This is a genomic window from Rhodoferax sp. (assembly GCF_028689305.1).
Taxonomy (GTDB): Bacteria; Pseudomonadota; Gammaproteobacteria; order Burkholderiales; family Burkholderiaceae_C; genus Rhodoferax.
On record NZ_JAQTWM010000080.1, the window covers coordinates 1 to 17233 of the forward strand.

Genomic DNA, 17233 nt, shown 5'->3' on the forward strand with positions numbered 1-17233 from the left:
AAACCGGGGCGCTTGCCGTGGAAAACACTCCGCGTTTCCCACCGCGCACCCCTTTGCCCACAAGCTCCACAGACCGCCACTACACAATATATTTTCAAATTCAGAAGATACAAGGGGTCCTTCTTTCAGAAAATCCTATGCGGGGGGCAACAGCGCAAGACCCGCCCACCGACAGAGTGCAAACCAGAGTTTGCAGCGGTTTGCACCAGCAGCAGGTTTGCACCTTGGTACCCAAGGGGGGGAATTCAATTCACACCCTTTGCCGACCTGACATACAGGTTTTCGTTTCCTGACTTTTCCTGAACCCGCCCTCGGAGTTTTCTGACGGCGGGTTCTCTCGTTCAACTCCTGCGCTTTGCTCAAAGCGACCTCGCGGCCCGTCACTGGTTTTATAGACCTGTGCGGGCCGCACTTTTTTGGAAAGCTCGAAACCCTTGAATCCCCTCAACGTTGAGTACCGCAAGGTTGACGCGCTGATCCCGTTTGCCCGCAACCCTCGCACCCACAGCGAGGAGCAGGTGGCCAAGATCGCCGCCAGCATCGCCGAGTTTGGCTGGACAAATCCGGTGCTGGTTGATGGTGTCAACGGCGTGATCGCCGGGCACGGTCGTCTGGCGGCTGCCCGCAAGTTGGGGCTGACGGAAGTTCCGGTCATTGAACTGGGTCATCTGTCGCCCACCCAGAAGCGCGCCTACGTGATTGCCGACAACCGCCTGTCACTCGATGCCGGGTGGGACGAAGAGATGCTGGCGCTCGAACTCACCGAACTGTGTGAGTCCGGTTACGACCTGGCGCTCACCGGATTTGAAGATGCAGAGATCGAAGCCATGATGGCAGAGCACATTGATGGTGAGACCGGTGACGATCAGACTGGCGATGATGATTCCGACGATGCACCAGACGCTGGAGACGAGGTACCAGACGCACCGCTCAACCCGGTATCCCGAACCGGCGATGTCTGGTTGCTCGGTGCGCACCGTCTGATCTGTGGTGATGCCGGTGACCCGGCGGTGGTCGCCGCTTTGATGCAGTCTGAAAAGGCTGCGCTGTGCTTCACCTCGCCGCCCTACGGTACCCAGCGTGATTACACCGACACAAAAGTTGATTGGGACGCGCTGATGCGTTCGGTCTTCGCAAACCTGCCCATGGCTGCCACCGGTCAGGTGCTGGTCAACCTGGGGCTGATCCACCGCGAGCAGGAAGTCTTGCCGTACTGGGATGGCTGGCTGTCCTGGATGCGCCAGCAGGGGTGGCGGCGTTTTGGCTGGTACGTTTGGGACCAGGGCCCGGGCCTGCCGGGTGACTGGAGCGGTCGCTTTGCGCCAGCGTTTGAATTCGTGTTTCACTTCAATCGCAAGGACTCCGAGGTGCGCAGGCCCAACAAGAACGTGCCCTGCATCTACGCTGGACGCGACACCCATCTGCGTGGTGATGGAACCAGCGCCGGTGGCATGCGCAACAAAGATGGCAGCAAAACCTCGTGGAACCATGTCGGCACGCTCACCCAAGACACCAAGATCGCGGACTCGGTCATTCGCATCATGCGCCACAAGGGCAAGATCGGTCAGGACATTGACCATCCGGCCGTGTTCCCAGTGGCACTGCCCCAGTTCGTGCTGGAAGCGTATTCGGACACCGGTGACATTGTGTTCGAGCCCTTTTGCGGCAGCGGCACAACGATGCTGGCTGCGCAGCGCAGTGGTCGCCAGTGCCGCCTGGTGGAGATCGCGCCGCAGTACGTGGACGTGGCCGTCATTCGCTTCCAGCAAAACTTCCCCGATGTGCCGGTGACGCTCGCAGCGACCGGCCAGACTTTCAAGGCAGTCGCCGCAGAGCGACACGCGCCAGCAACCCCATCAAATGAATCCGCAGAGGTAAATCCATGACAGCATCCTGGCTGGCCAACAAAATCGAACAGTGGCCAACCGGCAAACTGCTGCCCTACGCCAGAAATGCGCGCACCCATTCGGAAGATCAAGTCGCTCAAATCGCTGCGTCCATCGTGGAGTTTGGCTTTACCAACCCCATTCTGGCAGGCAGTGACGGCATCATCGTGGCCGGGCACGGTCGGCTGACGGCGGCGCAAAAGCTCGGATTGGAAGTCGTTCCGGTGGTGGTGCTGGACCATCTGACTCCAACCCAGCGCCGCGCCTTGATCATTGCAGACAACCGCATTGCTGAAAACGCAGGCTGGGACGATGCGATGCTGCGGGTGGAACTCGACGCCCTGCGCGATGACGATTTCGATTTGTCGCTCACCGGATTCGATGCCGACGCGCTGGCCGACCTGTTCGAGGGCGAGGAAGGCGACACGGGCCAAACCGGTGACGATGAGGTACCCGAGTCGCAAGATGCAGTTATCTCGCGCCCTGGCGACGTGTGGCTGCTCGGTGGCCACCGCGTGTTGTGTGGCGATGCTACCAATGCCAAGAGTTATGAGGTGCTGCTGCAAGGCAATGAGGTGGACATGACGGTCACCGACCCACCGTACAACGTCAACTATGCCAACAGCGCCAAGGACAAAATGCGTGGCAAAGACCGGGCCATCCTCAACGACAACCTGGGCGACGGCTTTTATGACTTCCTGCTGGCAGCCCTCACACCCATCATGGCCAACTGCACCGGCGCGGTCTACGTCGCCATGTCGTCCAGTGAGCTTGATGTGCTGCAAGCAGCGTTTCGCGAGGCCGGTGGCAAGTGGTCGACTTTCATCATCTGGGCCAAGAACACGTTCACCATGGGGCGTTCCGACTACCAGCGCCAGTACGAACCGATTCTGTACGGCTGGCCCGAGGGTGGTAAGCACCACTGGTGTGGTGACCGTGACCAGAGTGACGTGTGGCAGATCAAAAAGCCCCACAAGAACGATTTGCACCCGACCATGAAGCCGGTCGAGTTGGTCGAACGCGCGATTCGCAACTCCAGCAAGCCCGGCGACGTGGTGCTCGACCCCTTTGGCGGATCCGGCACGACCCTGATCGCCGCAGAAAAGTCAGGCCGCACAGCGCGTCTGATGGAACTCGATCCGAAGTACGTCGACGTGATTGTGCGGCGCTGGCAGGACTGGACCGGAAAACTTGCCACTCGCGAGAGCGATGGCATTGGCTTTAACGATTTGGCCGGAGTTGTCGTTGGTGATGCTGGCGACGATGGCCAGGAAAGTCAGTGCCAATCGTGATGCAGTCACGCTGGATGTCTCTGGTGGAGTCGGTGGCCAACGTGCTGGTGGGCTACATCGTGGCGGTGGCCACTCAGTATTTGGTGTTTCCGCTGTTTGGTTTGCATGCGACCTTGTCGCAGAACCTGATGATCGGATTGATCTTTACGGGTGTGTCGCTGGTGCGCAGCTACCTCCTGCGCCGGGCGTTTGAGGCCCGGCGTGTTCGTCAGGCAAAAAGCTCGTCGTCGATTGCGGCTTGCACCACAAACCCGATCAAGTAGGCCATGCCGCGAGGGATGCCAGTTTCCTTGGCTGTGATGCGCCCAATCGTCCAGCCCATCCATTTGGCAGTTGCTTTGTCAATCGCGTCCTTGAGGTTGCAACCCACAAAAAGTCCGTTTTGGACATCGTCTGCAAAGTGGCGACCGTGGCGGCTGTCCAGGAAAGCTCTGACTTGTTCAGGTTCGCACCCTGTGGCGGCGGCAATCGTTGTGGATGCGATGGGCCAGGCGGAGGCAGCGTGCTCGTTCATAGTTCCCCAAAAGCCCCAGGATTCGTTTTGGGTGGCGAGGGTTTGTGTTGCGTTTGTCATTTCAATCTCCGAGTGGTTGGTTGCGATGCCTCTAGTAACGCGCTGTTCGATTGAGAAGCCAAGTCAATTTGGCTTCTTCTTTCAATCTCTTTAGCCCAGGCGCGAAACGTACCGACCGTAGTTACTGCCTTCGGGATTAACGTAAAGGTAGGGGCGTCCAGGTGCACATACCTCGACGCACAGGACGCCATCTTGCGTGGTTCCACCCTTGCCATTGAGCCAGTCGCGTGAGCGCAGCAGGTTGGCGGCAAACTCATCAAATTCCGTGGTGCTCATGGTCCGGGTTTCCGTGACCAGAATTTTCTCGGGCGACCCGCCGCCGCCAAGTTCGCTCAGGTCGCATGGCTTGCGGGAAAAGGGCAAGGTGATGCAAAGCTCCTCAACCTGGAGGCTGGTGTCGCCGAGTTGGATGGTGCGCGGTGTGCGCTCGATGGTTATGGTCATGGTGGTCATTTGGTTTTCCTGTGAAGTTCGTCGTCAATCGCGACACCTCAATGAACGCGCTGTTCAAGAGAGAAGCCAAGCAAATTTGGCTTCTTCTTCAATCTATTTTTTAGGCTGTTGCGCGGTAGATGCGCACGCCGCCTTGTGTCTTGTCTGATGTGATGGTCAGGCCCAGTTTTTTCTTAAAGGCTCCGGCAAAAGTGCCGCGCACGGTATGGGGTTGCCAGCCAGTTGCATCACAAATCTGGGCGATGGTGGCACCCTCGGCGCGCTGGAGCATGCCGATGATGGTCGCCTGTTTGCTGTTTTCGCGGCTGCGGATGGTCTTCGCATGGAGCTGCTCGGTGGGCTGTGATGATGGTTCTGTGGCTAGTGCTTCGACCTCGTTGGCGACGTCGCCTGATTCGGCTTGATCTGCTGGCTCTGGCTCATTTTTTTCAGTGTCGTTGGTGTTCTCATCTGGCGTCCACGTGGCCTCAGCCAGCGCCACGGCTGCGTCCAGTTCCGGGTCTGGCACGATGCTGCAGGCGGCTGGTCTGGCGCAGCCCAGGGCGTCGTAGCCCTCGGCGGCCACGTACAAGTCAGACCCAAGCGGCGTGATCAGGGCGCGGTTAAAAAGCCCTTGCAGCACCTTTTGACGGGCACCGCCTTTGACGTTGTCTGGAAACCAGTTGACCAGGCCATTGGCATGGTGGATGGCATGGGCCAGCACAGCGTGCTGGGTGGGGTTAAGGGTGGTGGTGCTCATGTGAGGCTCCTTATGGGTTGGTTAAGACGATGTGATGAACGCGCTGTTTGCAAGCCAAGCCAAGACTTTTCTGCTTGGCCGGTGCTTTTTCTTTAGCTGTTGCGCAGTCCTGACTGCTTTTTTGGGGTGCTTGATGCGCCTACTTCGACGCCTGCTTTAAAGGCGGCTTCCAGGGCTTCGCGCACGTTCCAGACTGCGACATCGTGGAAGTCAAGGCTGTCTGAGTTGCGTGTTTCCAGGGTCTCGATGAAGAGGTGCTTCTCAGCAATCAGGGCAAAAATTTGGTCGATGGTGTTTGTCATTTCAATTCTTCCGTTTGGTTGGTTGCGATGCTTGTAGTAAGACGCTGTGTGCTTCAGAAGCCAAGTCAATTCGCATCTTTTTTTGAATCTTCTTTGAGCCTTGATTGGCTTCAAACCAACACCCCATCAGAGATGCAAATTTGCATCTCTGCCTGACGCACCTGACGCATCACATCTGAGATGAAACGAACGCAACACACCCATGGGACTATCGATTCGCGCCTACGCCCGTCATCGCGGGGTCACCGACACCGCCGTACACAAGGCCATCCGTAGCGGTCGCATCAATGCGCTCTCCGACGGCACGATTGATCCGGACGAGGCCGATGGCCAATGGGCGCGCAACACCAGTGCGCCCAAGACGGGAACACAACGACCGACCGTCAAGGTCAAGGTGCCGGAGGTCGATGGCGACGGTGGCGGTGACAGAGGTGGTGCTGGCGCTGCAACCAACACTGGTTCTGGCGGTACCGGAGGAACCTCGCTGCTGCAAGCCCGAACCGTCAACGAGGTGGTCAAGGCGCAGACCAACAAGGTGCGACTGGCCAGGCTCAAGGGTGAACTCATTGATCGGCCGCAGGCCATTGCCCATGTGTTCAAGCTGGCGCGCAGTGAACGTGATGCCTGGCTGAACTGGCCCGCACGAGTTTCTGCCCAGATGGCAGCCAAATTGGAATTGGATGCGCACACCATGCATGTGGCGCTGGAGAACGCGGTGCGCGAGCACTTGCAGGAATTGGGCAACTTGACCGCGAGCGTTGACTGATGAGCACCGACTTCGATACCAACCATTACGACGGCGCAACCGAGATCGAGCGAGCGTGGCGCGACGGTCTGACCCCAGACCCGCTACTTTCTGTGTCCGAGTGGTCAGATCAGCACCGCATGCTCTCCAGCAAGGCTTCAGCCGAGCCAGGGCGCTGGCGCACCAGCCGCACGCCGTACCTGAAGGAAATCATGGATTGCCTCTCACCCAATTCGCCAGTGGAGCGGGTGGTGTTTATGAAGGCTGCGCAACTGGGTGCGACTGAAATGGGTAGCAACTGGATTGGCTACGTCATCCACCATGCGCCCGGGCCCATGATGGCGGTCTGGCCGACGGTGGACATGGCCAAGCGAAATTCCAAGCAGCGGATCGACCCTTTGATTGAGGAGTCCGCTGCATTGCGTGAATTGATTTCACCGGCCAGGTCGCGAGATTCCGGCAACACCATTCTGGCCAAGGAGTTCCGGGGTGGCGTGCTGGTGATGACCGGTGCCAACAGCGCGGTGGGCCTGCGCTCCATGCCAGTGCGCTATTTGTTCCTGGACGAGGTCGATGGGTATCCGCTGGACGTCGAAGGCGAGGGCGATGCGATTTCCTTGGCTGAGGCCCGCACGCGCACCTTCACCCGGCGCAAGATATTTATTGTGTCGACCCCGACTATCTCGGGTGTATCGGCCATCGAGCGCGAGTACGAGGCCAGTGACCAACGGCGCTACTTTGTGCCGTGTCCGCACTGTGACCACCGCCAGTGGTTGCGGTTTGAGAACTTGCGCTGGGAAAAAGCCAAACCCGAGACCGCAGCCTACGTGTGCGAGTCCTGTGAACAGCCCATTGCCGAGCACCACAAGACGCGCATGTTGGAGCTGGGCCAATGGCGCAGCATGATCGCGCAAGAGTCTGCAACGAGCAGCAAAGGTCGCAAAAAGACCGCCGGTTTTCACCTCTCCAGCCTGTACAGCCCTGTGGGCTGGCGTAGCTGGCGCGATGTGGCTGCCGCCTGGGAGAGCGCGGTCAGCAAGGAATCCGGTTCCGCCGCCGCGATCAAGACGTTCAAAAACACCGAACTGGGCGAGACCTGGCTCGAAGAAGGCGAAGCGCCGGACTGGCAGCGCCTGATTGAGCGCCGCGAAGATTACCGAATCGGCAGCGTTGCGCTGGGTGGCTTGCTACTGGTGGCGGGTGCCGACGTGCAGAAAGACCGGGTCGAAGTGTCGATCTGGGCATTTGGTCGCGGCAAGGAGTCCTGGCTGGTAGAGCACCGCGTGCTGATAGGCGACACCGCACGCGACGCCGTCTGGAAACGCTTGTCAGAGTTGCTGGCCGAGCGCTGGACGCACGCCAGCGGTGTGTTGATGCCATTGACCAGGCTGGCGCTGGACACCGGCTTTGCCACCCAAGAGACCTATGCGTTCGCCCGCAGCTGCCATGACCCGCGACTCATGCCCGTCAAAGGGGTGCGCAGCGGTGCGATGGGTGGCGCAGCATTAATCGGCACACCCACTGCGGTCGATGTGACCCAAGGTGGCAAAAAGCTGCGCCGAGGCATCAAGCTGTATTCGGTGGCGGTGGGCATGGCCAAGATGGAGCTTTACAACAACCTGCGCAAGGCGGCTGATGTGGGCTCGGACGGCAGCACGCCACTTTACCCGGCCGGATTTGTCCATTTGCCCAAGATCGATGCGGAATATGTGCAGCAGTTGTGCGCGGAGAGCTTGATCACCCGGCACGACCGAAACGGCTTCGCCCACCGCGAGTGGCAAAAGATGCGCGAGCGCAACGAGGCGCTTGACTGCTATGTGTACGCCCGGGCTGCTGCGTCGAGTGTCGGTCTGGACCGCTTTGAGGAGCGCCACTGGCGTGAATTGGAAAAACAATTAGGTCTCACGCGGCCACCCGACCCAGAGGTGAATGCCACCTCATCAGATTTGTCCACAGACGCAAATGATGCCAGCCAGACCAACCCAGGTCTCGCTGGCATCAAGGCTTCTGGACAGCCCAAATTCAGCCGCCGCGTGATCCGCAGCCCCTGGCTTAAACGCTAGGGGTAGTGGTCACGGGTTGGCCGTCTAACCCTGGCACTTCGGTGCCTTTTTTATTGCCTTTTTTGGAGTTTCACCCATGAGTTTGCAAACACGCCTTGAATCCCTGGTTCTTCGCCTGGCCGCCGAGTTCAAGACCATCTACGGCCAGGTCGGCACGCTGGCCAACCTCTCAACCACGGACAAAACCAATCTGGTCAGTTCCATCAATGAGCTGCGCAGCCAGTTTGCCACTTTGGCCGGATTGACAGTCATTGACGATGTCAACGCGGCAGGTACGGCCACCACGTTCTCAGCCTCGAAGATCACCACCTTGCTTGATGCGCTCAAGGCTGACTTGCTGGGCGGTGCCGACGCAGCGTTTGACACCCTCAAAGAGTTGCAAACGGCCATCCAGGATGACCAGACGGGTATCTCGGCCCTGCTCGCGGCCGTTGACAAGCGAGTGCGCTTTGACGCGGTGCAGGCGCTCACAGCCCTTGAGCAGGATCAGGCACGCCAGAACATTGGTGCGGTCTCTGCGCTGGACATTGGCAACTTTGACACCGACTTTGTGGCGGCCTTTGAAGCGGCGCTGATTTAACCCGAGCCCAGTAGCGCATGAACCTGGCCCAACACATCACCGACTTGGCGCAGCGCCTGGCGCTTGAATTCAAGACCCGAATCACTGCTGATCACCCGGGCGTCGCCAAAGCCTGGGTGTGCTTTGGCTATGAGGGTTCTGGCAACAGGGCCGGCGTGGTCGTTCGTGCATCTTTTAACGTCAACAGCGTCACCCGCATTTCTGCTGGGCAATACCGGGTGACGTTCATCAACCCGATGTTGGATGCCAGTTACTGCTGGCAGGCTTTCGCCCGCAATGCGGGCAGCCAGTCTTCCATGAAACACGCGGGCGCACGCGCCACAGCTGAAGAAAAAACTGCTGAATTTATCGATGTGATTTGCACCTCGTCAAGCGGATCCTTGGCCGACACCACTGAGATGAATCTGACCGTCTGGCGCTGAAGCGCGAACAGAAAGCAAGCACCATGTCCTTCACACAAACCCAACTCGAAGCCTTGCAGACAGCACTCACGCAGGGTGAACGTCGTGTCTCCTTTGGTGACAAGACCGTCGAATACCGCTCCGTTGACGAACTCCGCCAAGCCATTCGCGAGGTCAAGCGAGGGCTGTCCGAGCAAGCCGCATCGACCGGCCTGTGGCCCGGCGCGCCGCGTCAGATTCGCGTCACCACCTCCAAGGGCTTCTGATGGCCTGGAATGCATCACATGCGCCAGCGAGCTGGCTCGGAAAAATCCGAAGCCTGTTTGGTCAGGCTGGTCAGGGACCCGTACATGAGGCAGCAGGCCGTGGCAGACGCGCACAAGCCTGGATGCCCGGCAACCCGGGCGCTGTATCGGCGCTCTTGGCCACCAATTCTGAGTTGCGCACCAAAAGCCGCGATCTGGTACGGCGCAACGCTTGGGCGCAGTCCGGCATCGAGGCCTTTGTGGCCAACGCGGTCGGCACCGGCATCAAGCCGCAAAGTCTGGCCGGTGACGACGCATTCAAGACAGCAGTGCAGACGCTGTGGCGCGATTGGGTAGAGGAAGCCGACGCGGCAGGCCAGACTGACTTTTATGGTTTGCAGGCATTGGCTTGTCGGGCCATGTTGGAGGGCGGCGAATGCCTGATCCGGCTGCGTCCGCGCCGACCCGAAGATGGTTTGAGTGTTCCGCTGCAACTTCAGCTGATTGAGCCTGAGCACCTGCCGCTGAATCTCAACATTGATCTCGATTCGGGCAATGTCGTGCGCTCTGGCATCGAATTCGATGGCGTGGGCAAGCGCGTGGCGTACCACCTGTACCGTTCCCACCCCGAGGACGGCAGGCTGGCACCCATGTCCGGCCAGGGCGGCCTGGAGACAGTGCGCATCGATGCCAGTGAAATCATCCACCTGTACAAGGTGCTGCGCCCGGGTCAGATTCGGGGCGAGCCTTGGCTCTCACGCGCCCTGGTCAAACTCAACGAACTCGACCAGTACGACGACGCGGAACTGGTACGCAAGAAGACCGCAGCCATGTTCGCAGGCTTTGTCACCCGCCAAAGCGTGGAGGACAACCTGCTGGGCGAAGGCCTGCCTGATGGCAACGGTGTATCGCTGGCTGGTCTTGAGCCCGGCACCATGCAGATTCTGGAGCCCGGTGAAGACATCAAGTTCTCTGACCCGGCCGATGTGGGTGGTTCCTACGGCGAATTCCTGCGCGCCCAGTTTCGGGCGGTGGCAGCGGCCATTGGCATCACCTACGAGCAACTGACCGGTGACCTGTCTGGCGTGAACTATTCCAGCATTCGTGCCGGGATGCTCGAATTCAGACGGCGTTGCGAGATGGTGCAGCACGGCGTGCTGGTGCATCAGATGTGTCGCCCAGTGTGGGCCGCATGGATGAAGCAAGCGGTGCTCAGTGGCGCATTGCAGGCTCCTGGCTTTGCCCGGGGCGGCAACGCAAAGCGGCGGCAATACCTCGCAGCTAAGTGGATTCCGCAGGGCTGGCAGTGGGTGGACCCCGAGAAAGAGTTCAAAGCCATGCTGCTTGCGATTCGCTCCGGGCTGATGAGTCGGTCTGAGGCGATTTCGGCCTTCGGCTATGACGCAGAGGACGTTGACCGTGAAATCGCCGCCGACAACCAGCGCGCCGATGACCTGGGTCTGATTTTTGACTCCGACCCCAGACGTACCTCCAAGGACGGCGGCAGTGCGGAGCCCAACAAGCATGCGGCCCAAGCCGCTGACAACGCAACCAGCGATCCGGTCACCACTGACACGTAGAGGATTTCCATGAACCTGTTACCGCATTTGGCGGCACGCCTGTTTGGTGCGCCGCTGCTTATCCATCGCCCCAAACTTGATGTCATCCTGTCCGTGCTGGGCTCGCGCGTAGGGTTGGCCGATTTGTCGGCACCGACTAGCTTTGTCCAGCCTGATCGAAGCGCTGCCCTGGCAGATTCCGGCGCTGCTCAGTCAGGTATTGCTGTGATCCCCATTTATGGCACGCTGGTGCGGCGCACCCAGGGGCTTGAAGCCCAGTCTGGCCTGACCAGTTACGCCGGAATTGCCCAGTCGCTGGAAACGGCACTGGCAGACCCGAGCGTTGCTGCCATCCTGCTCGATATTGACTCGCCCGGTGGTGAATCCTCTGGCGTGTTCGATCTGGCTGACCGCATTCGCGCGGCCACGGCCATCAAACCGGTCTGGGCGGTTGCCAACGACATGGCGTTCTCCGCTGCCTATGCGCTGGGCAGTGCCGCCAGCCGCCTGATCGTCTCGCGAACTGGCGGTGTGGGCTCCATTGGCGTGATTGCGATGCACGTTGATCAGTCAGTCAAAGACCAGCAAGACGGTATTGCCTACACCGCTGTCTTTGCTGGTGACCGCAAAAACGATCTCAACCCGCACGCACCGATCTCGAGTGAAGCACACAGCTTTTTGCAAGGTGAGGTCAACCGCATCTATGACCTGTTCGCCACGACGGTCGCCAAACACCGGGGTATGGGCGTGAACTCCATCAAAGGCACCCAAGCCGCCCTGTTCTTTGGCGCAGACGCGGTTGCTTCTGGTCTGGCTGATGACGTCGGCACGATTGAAGACGCGATCAAGCAGATCAATTCCATGCTGACGCCACCGGTTCCCTCGCTCTCCCGACTGCTTGCCAGTCAAACCATCCCTGAAACCTCACCTGAAAAGGAAATTCCCATGACCCAATCCGCCCAACCCACCCCTGTGCTCGCCCAAACGGGTACGACTGCCGCCCCGTCGGCCGACACATCTGCCACCCCTCCAACGATTGAGGCCGCCTTCGCAGTCTCCGATGCGATTGAAGTCGCGCAAAGCTGCACGCTGGCTGGACGCACTGATCTGATCGCTGGCTTTCTGGAGGCCAAAGTGGCACCCAGTCAGGTTCGCAGCCAGTTGCTCACGGCCATGGCGCAGCAATCCACGGAAATCGTCAGCCGCATCGACCCGAATGCTGCCGTGCGCCAGCAAATGGCCACTTCCAACCCGACTTCGCCCGACAACCCGCTGATTGCCGCCGTCAAAGCCCGAATCGGTGCCCGCTAAATCCCACCTGACCCCTTCACAAATAGGAGAACTCCATGGCTGAAATCAAACAAACCCTCAATCTGGGCGACTTGCTCAAGTACGAAGACGAAGGCTTTTACTCGCGCGACCGCGCCACCCTGACTGCTGGTCAAACCCTGGTACTGGGGACAGTCGTTGGGCTGGTGACCACCACCGGCAAGGTCAAACAACTCGATCCGAGCGCCACCGATGGCAGTCAACTCGCCTGTGGCGTGCTGTTGCAAGACTGCGATGCTTATTTGGTCGACCGGGACGATGCACTGATGCTGGCGCGGCACGGCACAGTGGCCCAGCACGCACTCACCTGGCCTGCGGCCATCACAGTGGCAGAGCGTGACGCAGCAGTCGCCCAACTCAAGACCCTGGGCATTCTGGTGCGCCAAAGCGCCTGAAGTTCACTGCGAACGAAAAGCCAATTCGCCCCATCCATCCCACTTTTTGAAGGAAAGCCATCATGGCCATCAACAATCCGTTTCTCAATCCCGCTTTTTCCATGGCATCGCTGACAGCCGCGATCAACCTGCTGCCCAACCGATACGACCGACTCGACCAGTTGGGTTTGTTTGCCGCCAAACCGGTGCGCACCCGCACCATCGTGCTCGAAGAAAAGGCCGGTGTGCTCAATTTGCTGCCCAGTTTGCCTGTGGGCTCACCTGGCACGGTCGGCATTCGTGGAAAACGCACGCTGCGCAGCTTTGTGATTCCACACATCCCGCACGATGACGTCGTGCTGCCTGAAGAAGTCTCTGGCCTTCGCTCGTTTGGCACCGAGAACGAATTTGCTTCCATTGCGGCGGTGCTGGCCGAGCACCTGGACAACATGCGTACCAAGCATGCGGCCACCCTGGAGTATTTGCGCATGGGCGCTTTAAAAGGCATCGTGCTCGATGCCGATGGCCGGGTTCTGGTGAATCTGTACGACGAATTCAAGATCACACCCAAAACCATCAGCTTCAAACTCAACGTTGACACCACCAACGTGCTGGAAAAGTGTCTCGATCTCAAGCGCTACCTCGGTAAAAGCCTGATGGGCGAGCGCATGAGCAGCGTGCAGTGCTTGGTCTCGCCCGAGTTCTTCACCAAGTTGGTGACCCACCCCAGCGTGGTCGATGCGTACCGGCTGTTCAACGAGAGCCAGATTCTGCGCTCCGACATGCGCTCGGGCTTCCCGTTTGCAGGGGTCACCTTTGAGGAATACGCCGGTGAAGCCAGCGTGCCCGATGGCTCCGGCGGCTGGGTGACCAAACCGTACATCGAAGCGGGTGAAGCGCATGCGTTCCCGCTGGGCACGATTGACACCTTTGCCACCTACTTTGCGCCAGCCGACTTCAACGAGACGGTCAACACGCTGGGACAACCAATCTATGCCAAACAGGCACCGCGCCACTTTGAGCGTGGCACGGACTTGCACACCCAGAGCAACCCGCTGCCCCTGTGCCAGCGTCCAGCTCTGCTGGTGCGTTTGACAGCGACATGAACACCCTGGTCGAAAAAATCTACCTGGCCGCTGCCAACGTCGGGTTTCTCAAGACCTGCGTTTGGCAACCCACCGATGGCGGTACAGCGCAGACGCATTCGGTCGGGTTTTCTGCACCTGACCAGGACGTGCTCTCGGGACTTGGTGTCAGCACCGACTACGAGATGACCTACCCGAACAGCTGCTTTGTGGGGCTCAAAACCCGTGAGGTGGTGCAGATCGAGGGCGTGGCGTATCAGGTGCGCGAAGTCATGGCCGTGGGCGACGGCTCCGAGGTGCGCGCCAAACTGATGCGGGTGTGACCACCATGGCAGTCAATTCCATTCGAGAACAAATCCTGCAAGCAATCGCCAGGGTACTGACCCCGGTGGCCACGAATCAGGCCGCCACTGTATGGCGCACGCCCAGTGTGGCCATTACCCGCGATCAGTGCCCAGCCCTGGTGGTGTTTCCTGAGAGTGAGTCACTGGCTGAACGTGCCAACGACCGGGTCACCCGTGAATTGACGGTACGGATCACCGCGTTGGCGCGCGCCGTGCCGCCGGTCATTCCAGAAACCCAAGCGGACGCCTTGCTGTGCGCGGCGCATGCCGCCCTGATGCTTGACGTCAACCTGGGCGGCCTGGCACTTGGGGTGCGGGAAGTGGAGTCTGAGTGGGAAGTGGATGACGCTGATGGCGTTGCTGCGTGTAGTTCTGCTCGTTACCAGATCACCTACCGCACCCTGATCGCGGACATCGCCATTCAAGCCTGAATCCCTTTTTCATTTTTCTGTTCATCCATCCCAACTTTTAAGGATCCCAAACCATGAGTACCTATGCATCATTCCAGGGCCGTGTCTATCTCGGCAAACGCGACGTCGAAGGCAACCCCATTGAGGTTCGCTCACCCGGCAACGTGGCCGAGTTGAAACTCTCGCTCAAAACCGACGTGCTGGAGCACTATGAGAGCCAGACAGGTCAGCGCACGCTGGACCACCGCATGGTCAAGCAAAAGTCGGCCACGGTGAATCTGACCATTGAAGAGTTCACCAAAGAAAACTTGGCGCTGGCCCTGTACGGCAACTTCGTGGTCGGTACACCCGGCACTGTGACCAATGAGCCATTGGCAGGCGCGTCACCGCTGGTCGGTGAGCGCTATTTCCTGGCGCACCCCAAGGTGGCCAGCCTGATGATCGAGGACAGCAGCGCCACACCGGCCACACTGGTTGAAGGGGTTGACTACACGGCAGACATTGACTTTGGGGCGATTCAGTTGCTGCGACTCCATGATGGCGGCACACCTGTCGTGCCCTACACCGCACCCCTAAAGGCCAGCTACGCCTTTGGTGTCACGACAGATATCGGCATCTTTACTCAGGCGCTGCCCGAGCGCTTCCTTCGGCTGGAGGGCATCAACACCGCCGATGGCAACGCCCGGGTGCTGGTGGAGTTGTACCGGGTGGCGTTCGATCCCTTGAAGGAAATCTCGTTCATCTCCAATGAATACAACAAATTCGAGATGGAAGGTTCCCTCCTGGCCGATTCCAGCAAGCCATTCGATGCAACGCTGGGCCAGTTCGGTCGCATCCAGCTCATCGGCTAAAAGTCAGGAGAAACCGCATGACTGATCTCGAGAAACTCATTCCCCAAGACACCCTGGTGCAAGTGGCAGGAGAAACCATTTCGATCTCACCCCTCAAAGTGGGCCAATTGCCTGCTTTCCTGCGGGTGATCTCGCCAGTGATGGCGCAGTTGAGCCAGCCAGAAATCAACTGGCTGGCGCTGTTTGGCGAGCGCGGAGACGATTTGTTGAACGCCATCGGCATAGCAGTCAAAAAGCCGCGCGAGTGGGTGGATGACCTGGCCGCAGACGACGCGTTGCTGCTGGCAGCCAAGGTGATGGAGGTCAACGCTGATTTTTTTACCCGAACGGTGATTCCCAAACTCGACGGTCTGTTCAATCTGGGCAAGGGCATTCAAGCAGCCAACACTGGTTCGACCTCACCCAGCGCCTGATCGAGCACGGCCACCGGCTGCCCGACATCCTGGACTACACGCTGGCGCAGTTGAAGGGCTTTGCTGAAGCCAGCTCTCGCTTGGACAGCGCGCGCGATGCACAACTCCTGTCCCTGATTGCCATTGGTAGCAGGGGCGACTCCAAGAACCTCGATCAAACGCTTGAACGCCTGACCACAGCATCAACCTCGTCATGAAAATCTCCATCCGAATCGACAGCGCCGCAGCCCAAGCCCAACTGCGCCGCTGGGGTGGGGAGTTTCGCGACAAGGTCAAAAAGGCGGTAGCTAAGGCCATGGCGAAAGAGGCAGTAGAGATCAAGACGGACGTGCGCGACCAGGTGGCCAGCCAACTGACGGTGGTCAAAAAGACCTTCCTCAAGGGGTTTTCTGCCTACGTGATCGACAAAGACCCCAGTCGCCTGCCAGCGCTCTACGTGGGCTCGCGCATTCCCTGGATCGGAATGCATGAGAACGGTGGCGTGATCTCGGCCAAGATGCTGATCCCCTTGCATGGCCGGGTCGGCCGCAAACGTTTCAAGGCACAGATTGCCGAACTGATGCGGGGCGGCAACGCCTACTTCATCAAAAACGCCAAGGGCAACGTGGTGCTGATGGCCGAGAACATCAAAGAACATGACCGCCCCTTGGCTGGATTCAAACGCCGGTACCGAAAAGCTGAAGGTGTCAAACGCTTGAAGCGTGGTGCGGATATCCCGATTGCGGTGCTCGTTCCGCGCGTCATGCTCAAAAAGCGACTCGATATCGAGCGACTGGTGGTACGGCGCATCCCACGACTGGCAGCAAGCATCGAACAACAAATCCGCACGGTCGGCTAACTCTCAAATATCGCCTCAAATATTGAACTGACCCATGGCCAACAACCGTATCGCCGTTTTAGTCGCCCTTGAAGGTGCAGATGATGGGCTCAAACGCGCCCTCAATTCCGCCCAGCAAAGCCTGGGCGAGTTGGCATCGACGGCCAAGACCGCAGGCGACAAGGCCGCGCGCGGCATGGCCGAGGTCAAGGCAGGCATGTCGGCGTTTGGCGACCAGGTGGCGACTGCCAAAACGCAACTGCTGGCATTCCTGTCGATCAACTGGGCGGCAGGGAAAGTGCAGGAGATTGTCCAGGTCGCCGATGCTTGGAACATGATGGGCGCGCGCCTGAAACTGGCTACAGCCGGTCAGAATGAGTTTGTCACTGCGCAAAAAACGCTGTTTGATATCGCCCAGCGTATTGGGGTGCCGATTCAGGAAGTCTCGACCCTGTATGGCAAGTTGCAGCAGGCCGTGCGAATGCTCGGTGGTGAGCAGAAGGATGCTCTTTCTATTACAGAGAGCATTTCACAGGCCTTGCGTCTGTCGGGTGCCTCGGCCACCGAGGCCCAGTCGTCCCTGTTGCAGTTCGGTCAGGCATTGGCATCGGGTGTTCTGCGTGGTGAAGAATTCAACTCCGTGGTCGAGAACAGTCCGCGTCTGGCCCAAGCGCTGGCCGATGGCTTGAATGTGCCCATTGGTCGGCTGCGCAAGTTGGCTGAAGAAGGCAGGCTCACCGCTGACGTGGTGGTTAACGCACTGATGAGCCA

At 59.3% G+C, this 17233-nt stretch carries 22 protein-coding genes; 18 read left to right on the top strand and 4 right to left on the bottom strand.

Annotated elements, in window-relative coordinates; genetic code table 11:
- Positions 1-434 precede the first annotated feature (434 nt).
- Genes PHW99_RS14455 through PHW99_RS14465 form a run of 3 tightly spaced genes read left to right on the top strand, consistent with a single transcriptional unit; the run spans position 435 to position 3441 of the window.
- Positions 435-1886 (top strand): site-specific DNA-methyltransferase, encoded by a 1452-nt coding sequence (locus tag PHW99_RS14455; RefSeq protein ID WP_300178945.1) that lies wholly within the window; start codon positions 435-437, stop codon positions 1884-1886.
- On the top strand, positions 1883-3178 hold the full coding sequence (locus tag PHW99_RS14460; protein ID WP_300178948.1) for a site-specific DNA-methyltransferase: 1296 nt from the start codon (positions 1883-1885) through the stop codon (positions 3176-3178). Before PHW99_RS14455 ends, PHW99_RS14460 begins: the two co-directional genes overlap by 4 nt.
- On the top strand, positions 3166-3441 hold the full coding sequence (locus PHW99_RS14465; protein ID WP_300178951.1) for a hypothetical protein: 276 nt from the start codon (positions 3166-3168) through the stop codon (positions 3439-3441). Before PHW99_RS14460 ends, PHW99_RS14465 begins: the two co-directional genes overlap by 13 nt.
- On the opposite strand, the gene PHW99_RS14470 is transcribed toward PHW99_RS14465, so the two are convergent.
- From PHW99_RS14470 to PHW99_RS14485, 4 genes are all read right to left on the bottom strand, one after another.
- Positions 3387-3752 carry a hypothetical protein gene (locus tag PHW99_RS14470; RefSeq protein WP_300178954.1) on the bottom strand — a complete coding sequence of 122 codons (366 nt, stop codon included), beginning with the start codon at positions 3750-3752 and terminating at the stop codon, positions 3387-3389. The two genes, PHW99_RS14465 and PHW99_RS14470, sit on opposite strands and share 55 nt — an antisense overlap.
- Before the next feature lie 90 nt (positions 3753-3842).
- Positions 3843-4205 carry a hypothetical protein gene (locus PHW99_RS14475; RefSeq protein WP_300178956.1) on the bottom strand — a complete coding sequence of 121 codons (363 nt, stop codon included), beginning with the start codon at positions 4203-4205 and terminating at the stop codon, positions 3843-3845.
- A gap of 100 nt (positions 4206-4305) precedes the next feature.
- Positions 4306-4944: a DUF3489 domain-containing protein gene (locus PHW99_RS14480; RefSeq protein ID WP_300178959.1), complete on the bottom strand. Its 639-nt coding sequence runs from the start codon at positions 4942-4944 to the stop codon at positions 4306-4308.
- A gap of 92 nt (positions 4945-5036) precedes the next feature.
- Positions 5037-5246, bottom strand: coding sequence for a hypothetical protein (locus PHW99_RS14485; RefSeq protein WP_300178962.1), 210 nt, complete (start codon positions 5244-5246; stop codon positions 5037-5039).
- Positions 5247-5448: 202 nt separating this feature from the next.
- On the opposite strand from PHW99_RS14485, the gene PHW99_RS14490 reads away from it, so the two are divergent.
- From PHW99_RS14490 to PHW99_RS14560, 15 genes are all read left to right on the top strand, one after another.
- Complete coding sequence (locus PHW99_RS14490; protein ID WP_300178965.1) at positions 5449-6012, top strand: elements of external origin; 564 nt, start codon at positions 5449-5451, stop codon at positions 6010-6012.
- On the top strand, positions 6012-8054 hold the full coding sequence (locus tag PHW99_RS14495; protein WP_300178968.1) for a phage terminase large subunit family protein: 2043 nt from the start codon (positions 6012-6014) through the stop codon (positions 8052-8054). The genes PHW99_RS14490 and PHW99_RS14495 overlap by 1 nt, the downstream gene beginning before the upstream one ends.
- A gap of 76 nt (positions 8055-8130) precedes the next feature.
- Positions 8131-8634, top strand: a complete 504-nt coding sequence (locus PHW99_RS14500; RefSeq protein WP_300178971.1) for a hypothetical protein — start codon at positions 8131-8133, stop codon at positions 8632-8634.
- Positions 8635-8651: 17 nt separating this feature from the next.
- Positions 8652-9056 carry a hypothetical protein gene (locus PHW99_RS14505; RefSeq protein ID WP_300178974.1) on the top strand — a complete coding sequence of 135 codons (405 nt, stop codon included), beginning with the start codon at positions 8652-8654 and terminating at the stop codon, positions 9054-9056.
- Between the two features lie 23 nt (positions 9057-9079).
- The gene (locus PHW99_RS14510; RefSeq protein ID WP_300178976.1) at positions 9080-9301 is read left to right on the top strand and encodes a hypothetical protein; all 222 of its coding nucleotides are present in this window, start codon (positions 9080-9082) and stop codon (positions 9299-9301) included.
- The gene (locus PHW99_RS14515) at positions 9301-10860 is read left to right on the top strand and encodes a phage portal protein (RefSeq protein ID WP_300178979.1); all 1560 of its coding nucleotides are present in this window, start codon (positions 9301-9303) and stop codon (positions 10858-10860) included. The genes PHW99_RS14510 and PHW99_RS14515 overlap by 1 nt, the downstream gene beginning before the upstream one ends.
- A gap of 9 nt (positions 10861-10869) precedes the next feature.
- Positions 10870-12150, top strand: coding sequence for a S49 family peptidase (locus PHW99_RS14520; protein ID WP_300178981.1), 1281 nt, complete (start codon positions 10870-10872; stop codon positions 12148-12150).
- 35 nt (positions 12151-12185) lie between these two features.
- Positions 12186-12563 carry a head decoration protein gene (locus PHW99_RS14525; RefSeq protein WP_300178984.1) on the top strand — a complete coding sequence of 126 codons (378 nt, stop codon included), beginning with the start codon at positions 12186-12188 and terminating at the stop codon, positions 12561-12563.
- A gap of 68 nt (positions 12564-12631) precedes the next feature.
- A complete protein-coding gene (locus PHW99_RS14530; RefSeq protein WP_296532329.1) occupies positions 12632-13648 on the top strand; it encodes a major capsid protein in 1017 nt (338 codons plus the stop codon).
- Complete coding sequence (locus PHW99_RS14535; protein ID WP_300178987.1) at positions 13645-13950, top strand: hypothetical protein; 306 nt, start codon at positions 13645-13647, stop codon at positions 13948-13950. The genes PHW99_RS14530 and PHW99_RS14535 overlap by 4 nt, the downstream gene beginning before the upstream one ends.
- Positions 13951-13955: 5 nt before the next feature.
- A complete protein-coding gene (locus PHW99_RS14540) occupies positions 13956-14402 on the top strand; it encodes a hypothetical protein (RefSeq protein ID WP_300178989.1) in 447 nt (148 codons plus the stop codon).
- Between the two features lie 53 nt (positions 14403-14455).
- Positions 14456-15232 (top strand): hypothetical protein, encoded by a 777-nt coding sequence (locus PHW99_RS14545; RefSeq protein ID WP_300178992.1) that lies wholly within the window; start codon positions 14456-14458, stop codon positions 15230-15232.
- Between the two features lie 17 nt (positions 15233-15249).
- Positions 15250-15645, top strand: coding sequence for a hypothetical protein (locus PHW99_RS14550; RefSeq protein ID WP_300178995.1), 396 nt, complete (start codon positions 15250-15252; stop codon positions 15643-15645).
- Positions 15646-15838: 193 nt separating this feature from the next.
- The gene (locus tag PHW99_RS14555; RefSeq protein ID WP_300178998.1) at positions 15839-16483 is read left to right on the top strand and encodes a DUF6441 family protein; all 645 of its coding nucleotides are present in this window, start codon (positions 15839-15841) and stop codon (positions 16481-16483) included.
- A 34-nt stretch (positions 16484-16517) separates the two neighbouring features.
- The coding region (locus PHW99_RS14560; RefSeq protein ID WP_300179001.1) for a tape measure protein at positions 16518-17233 on the top strand (716 nt) is incomplete at its 3' end.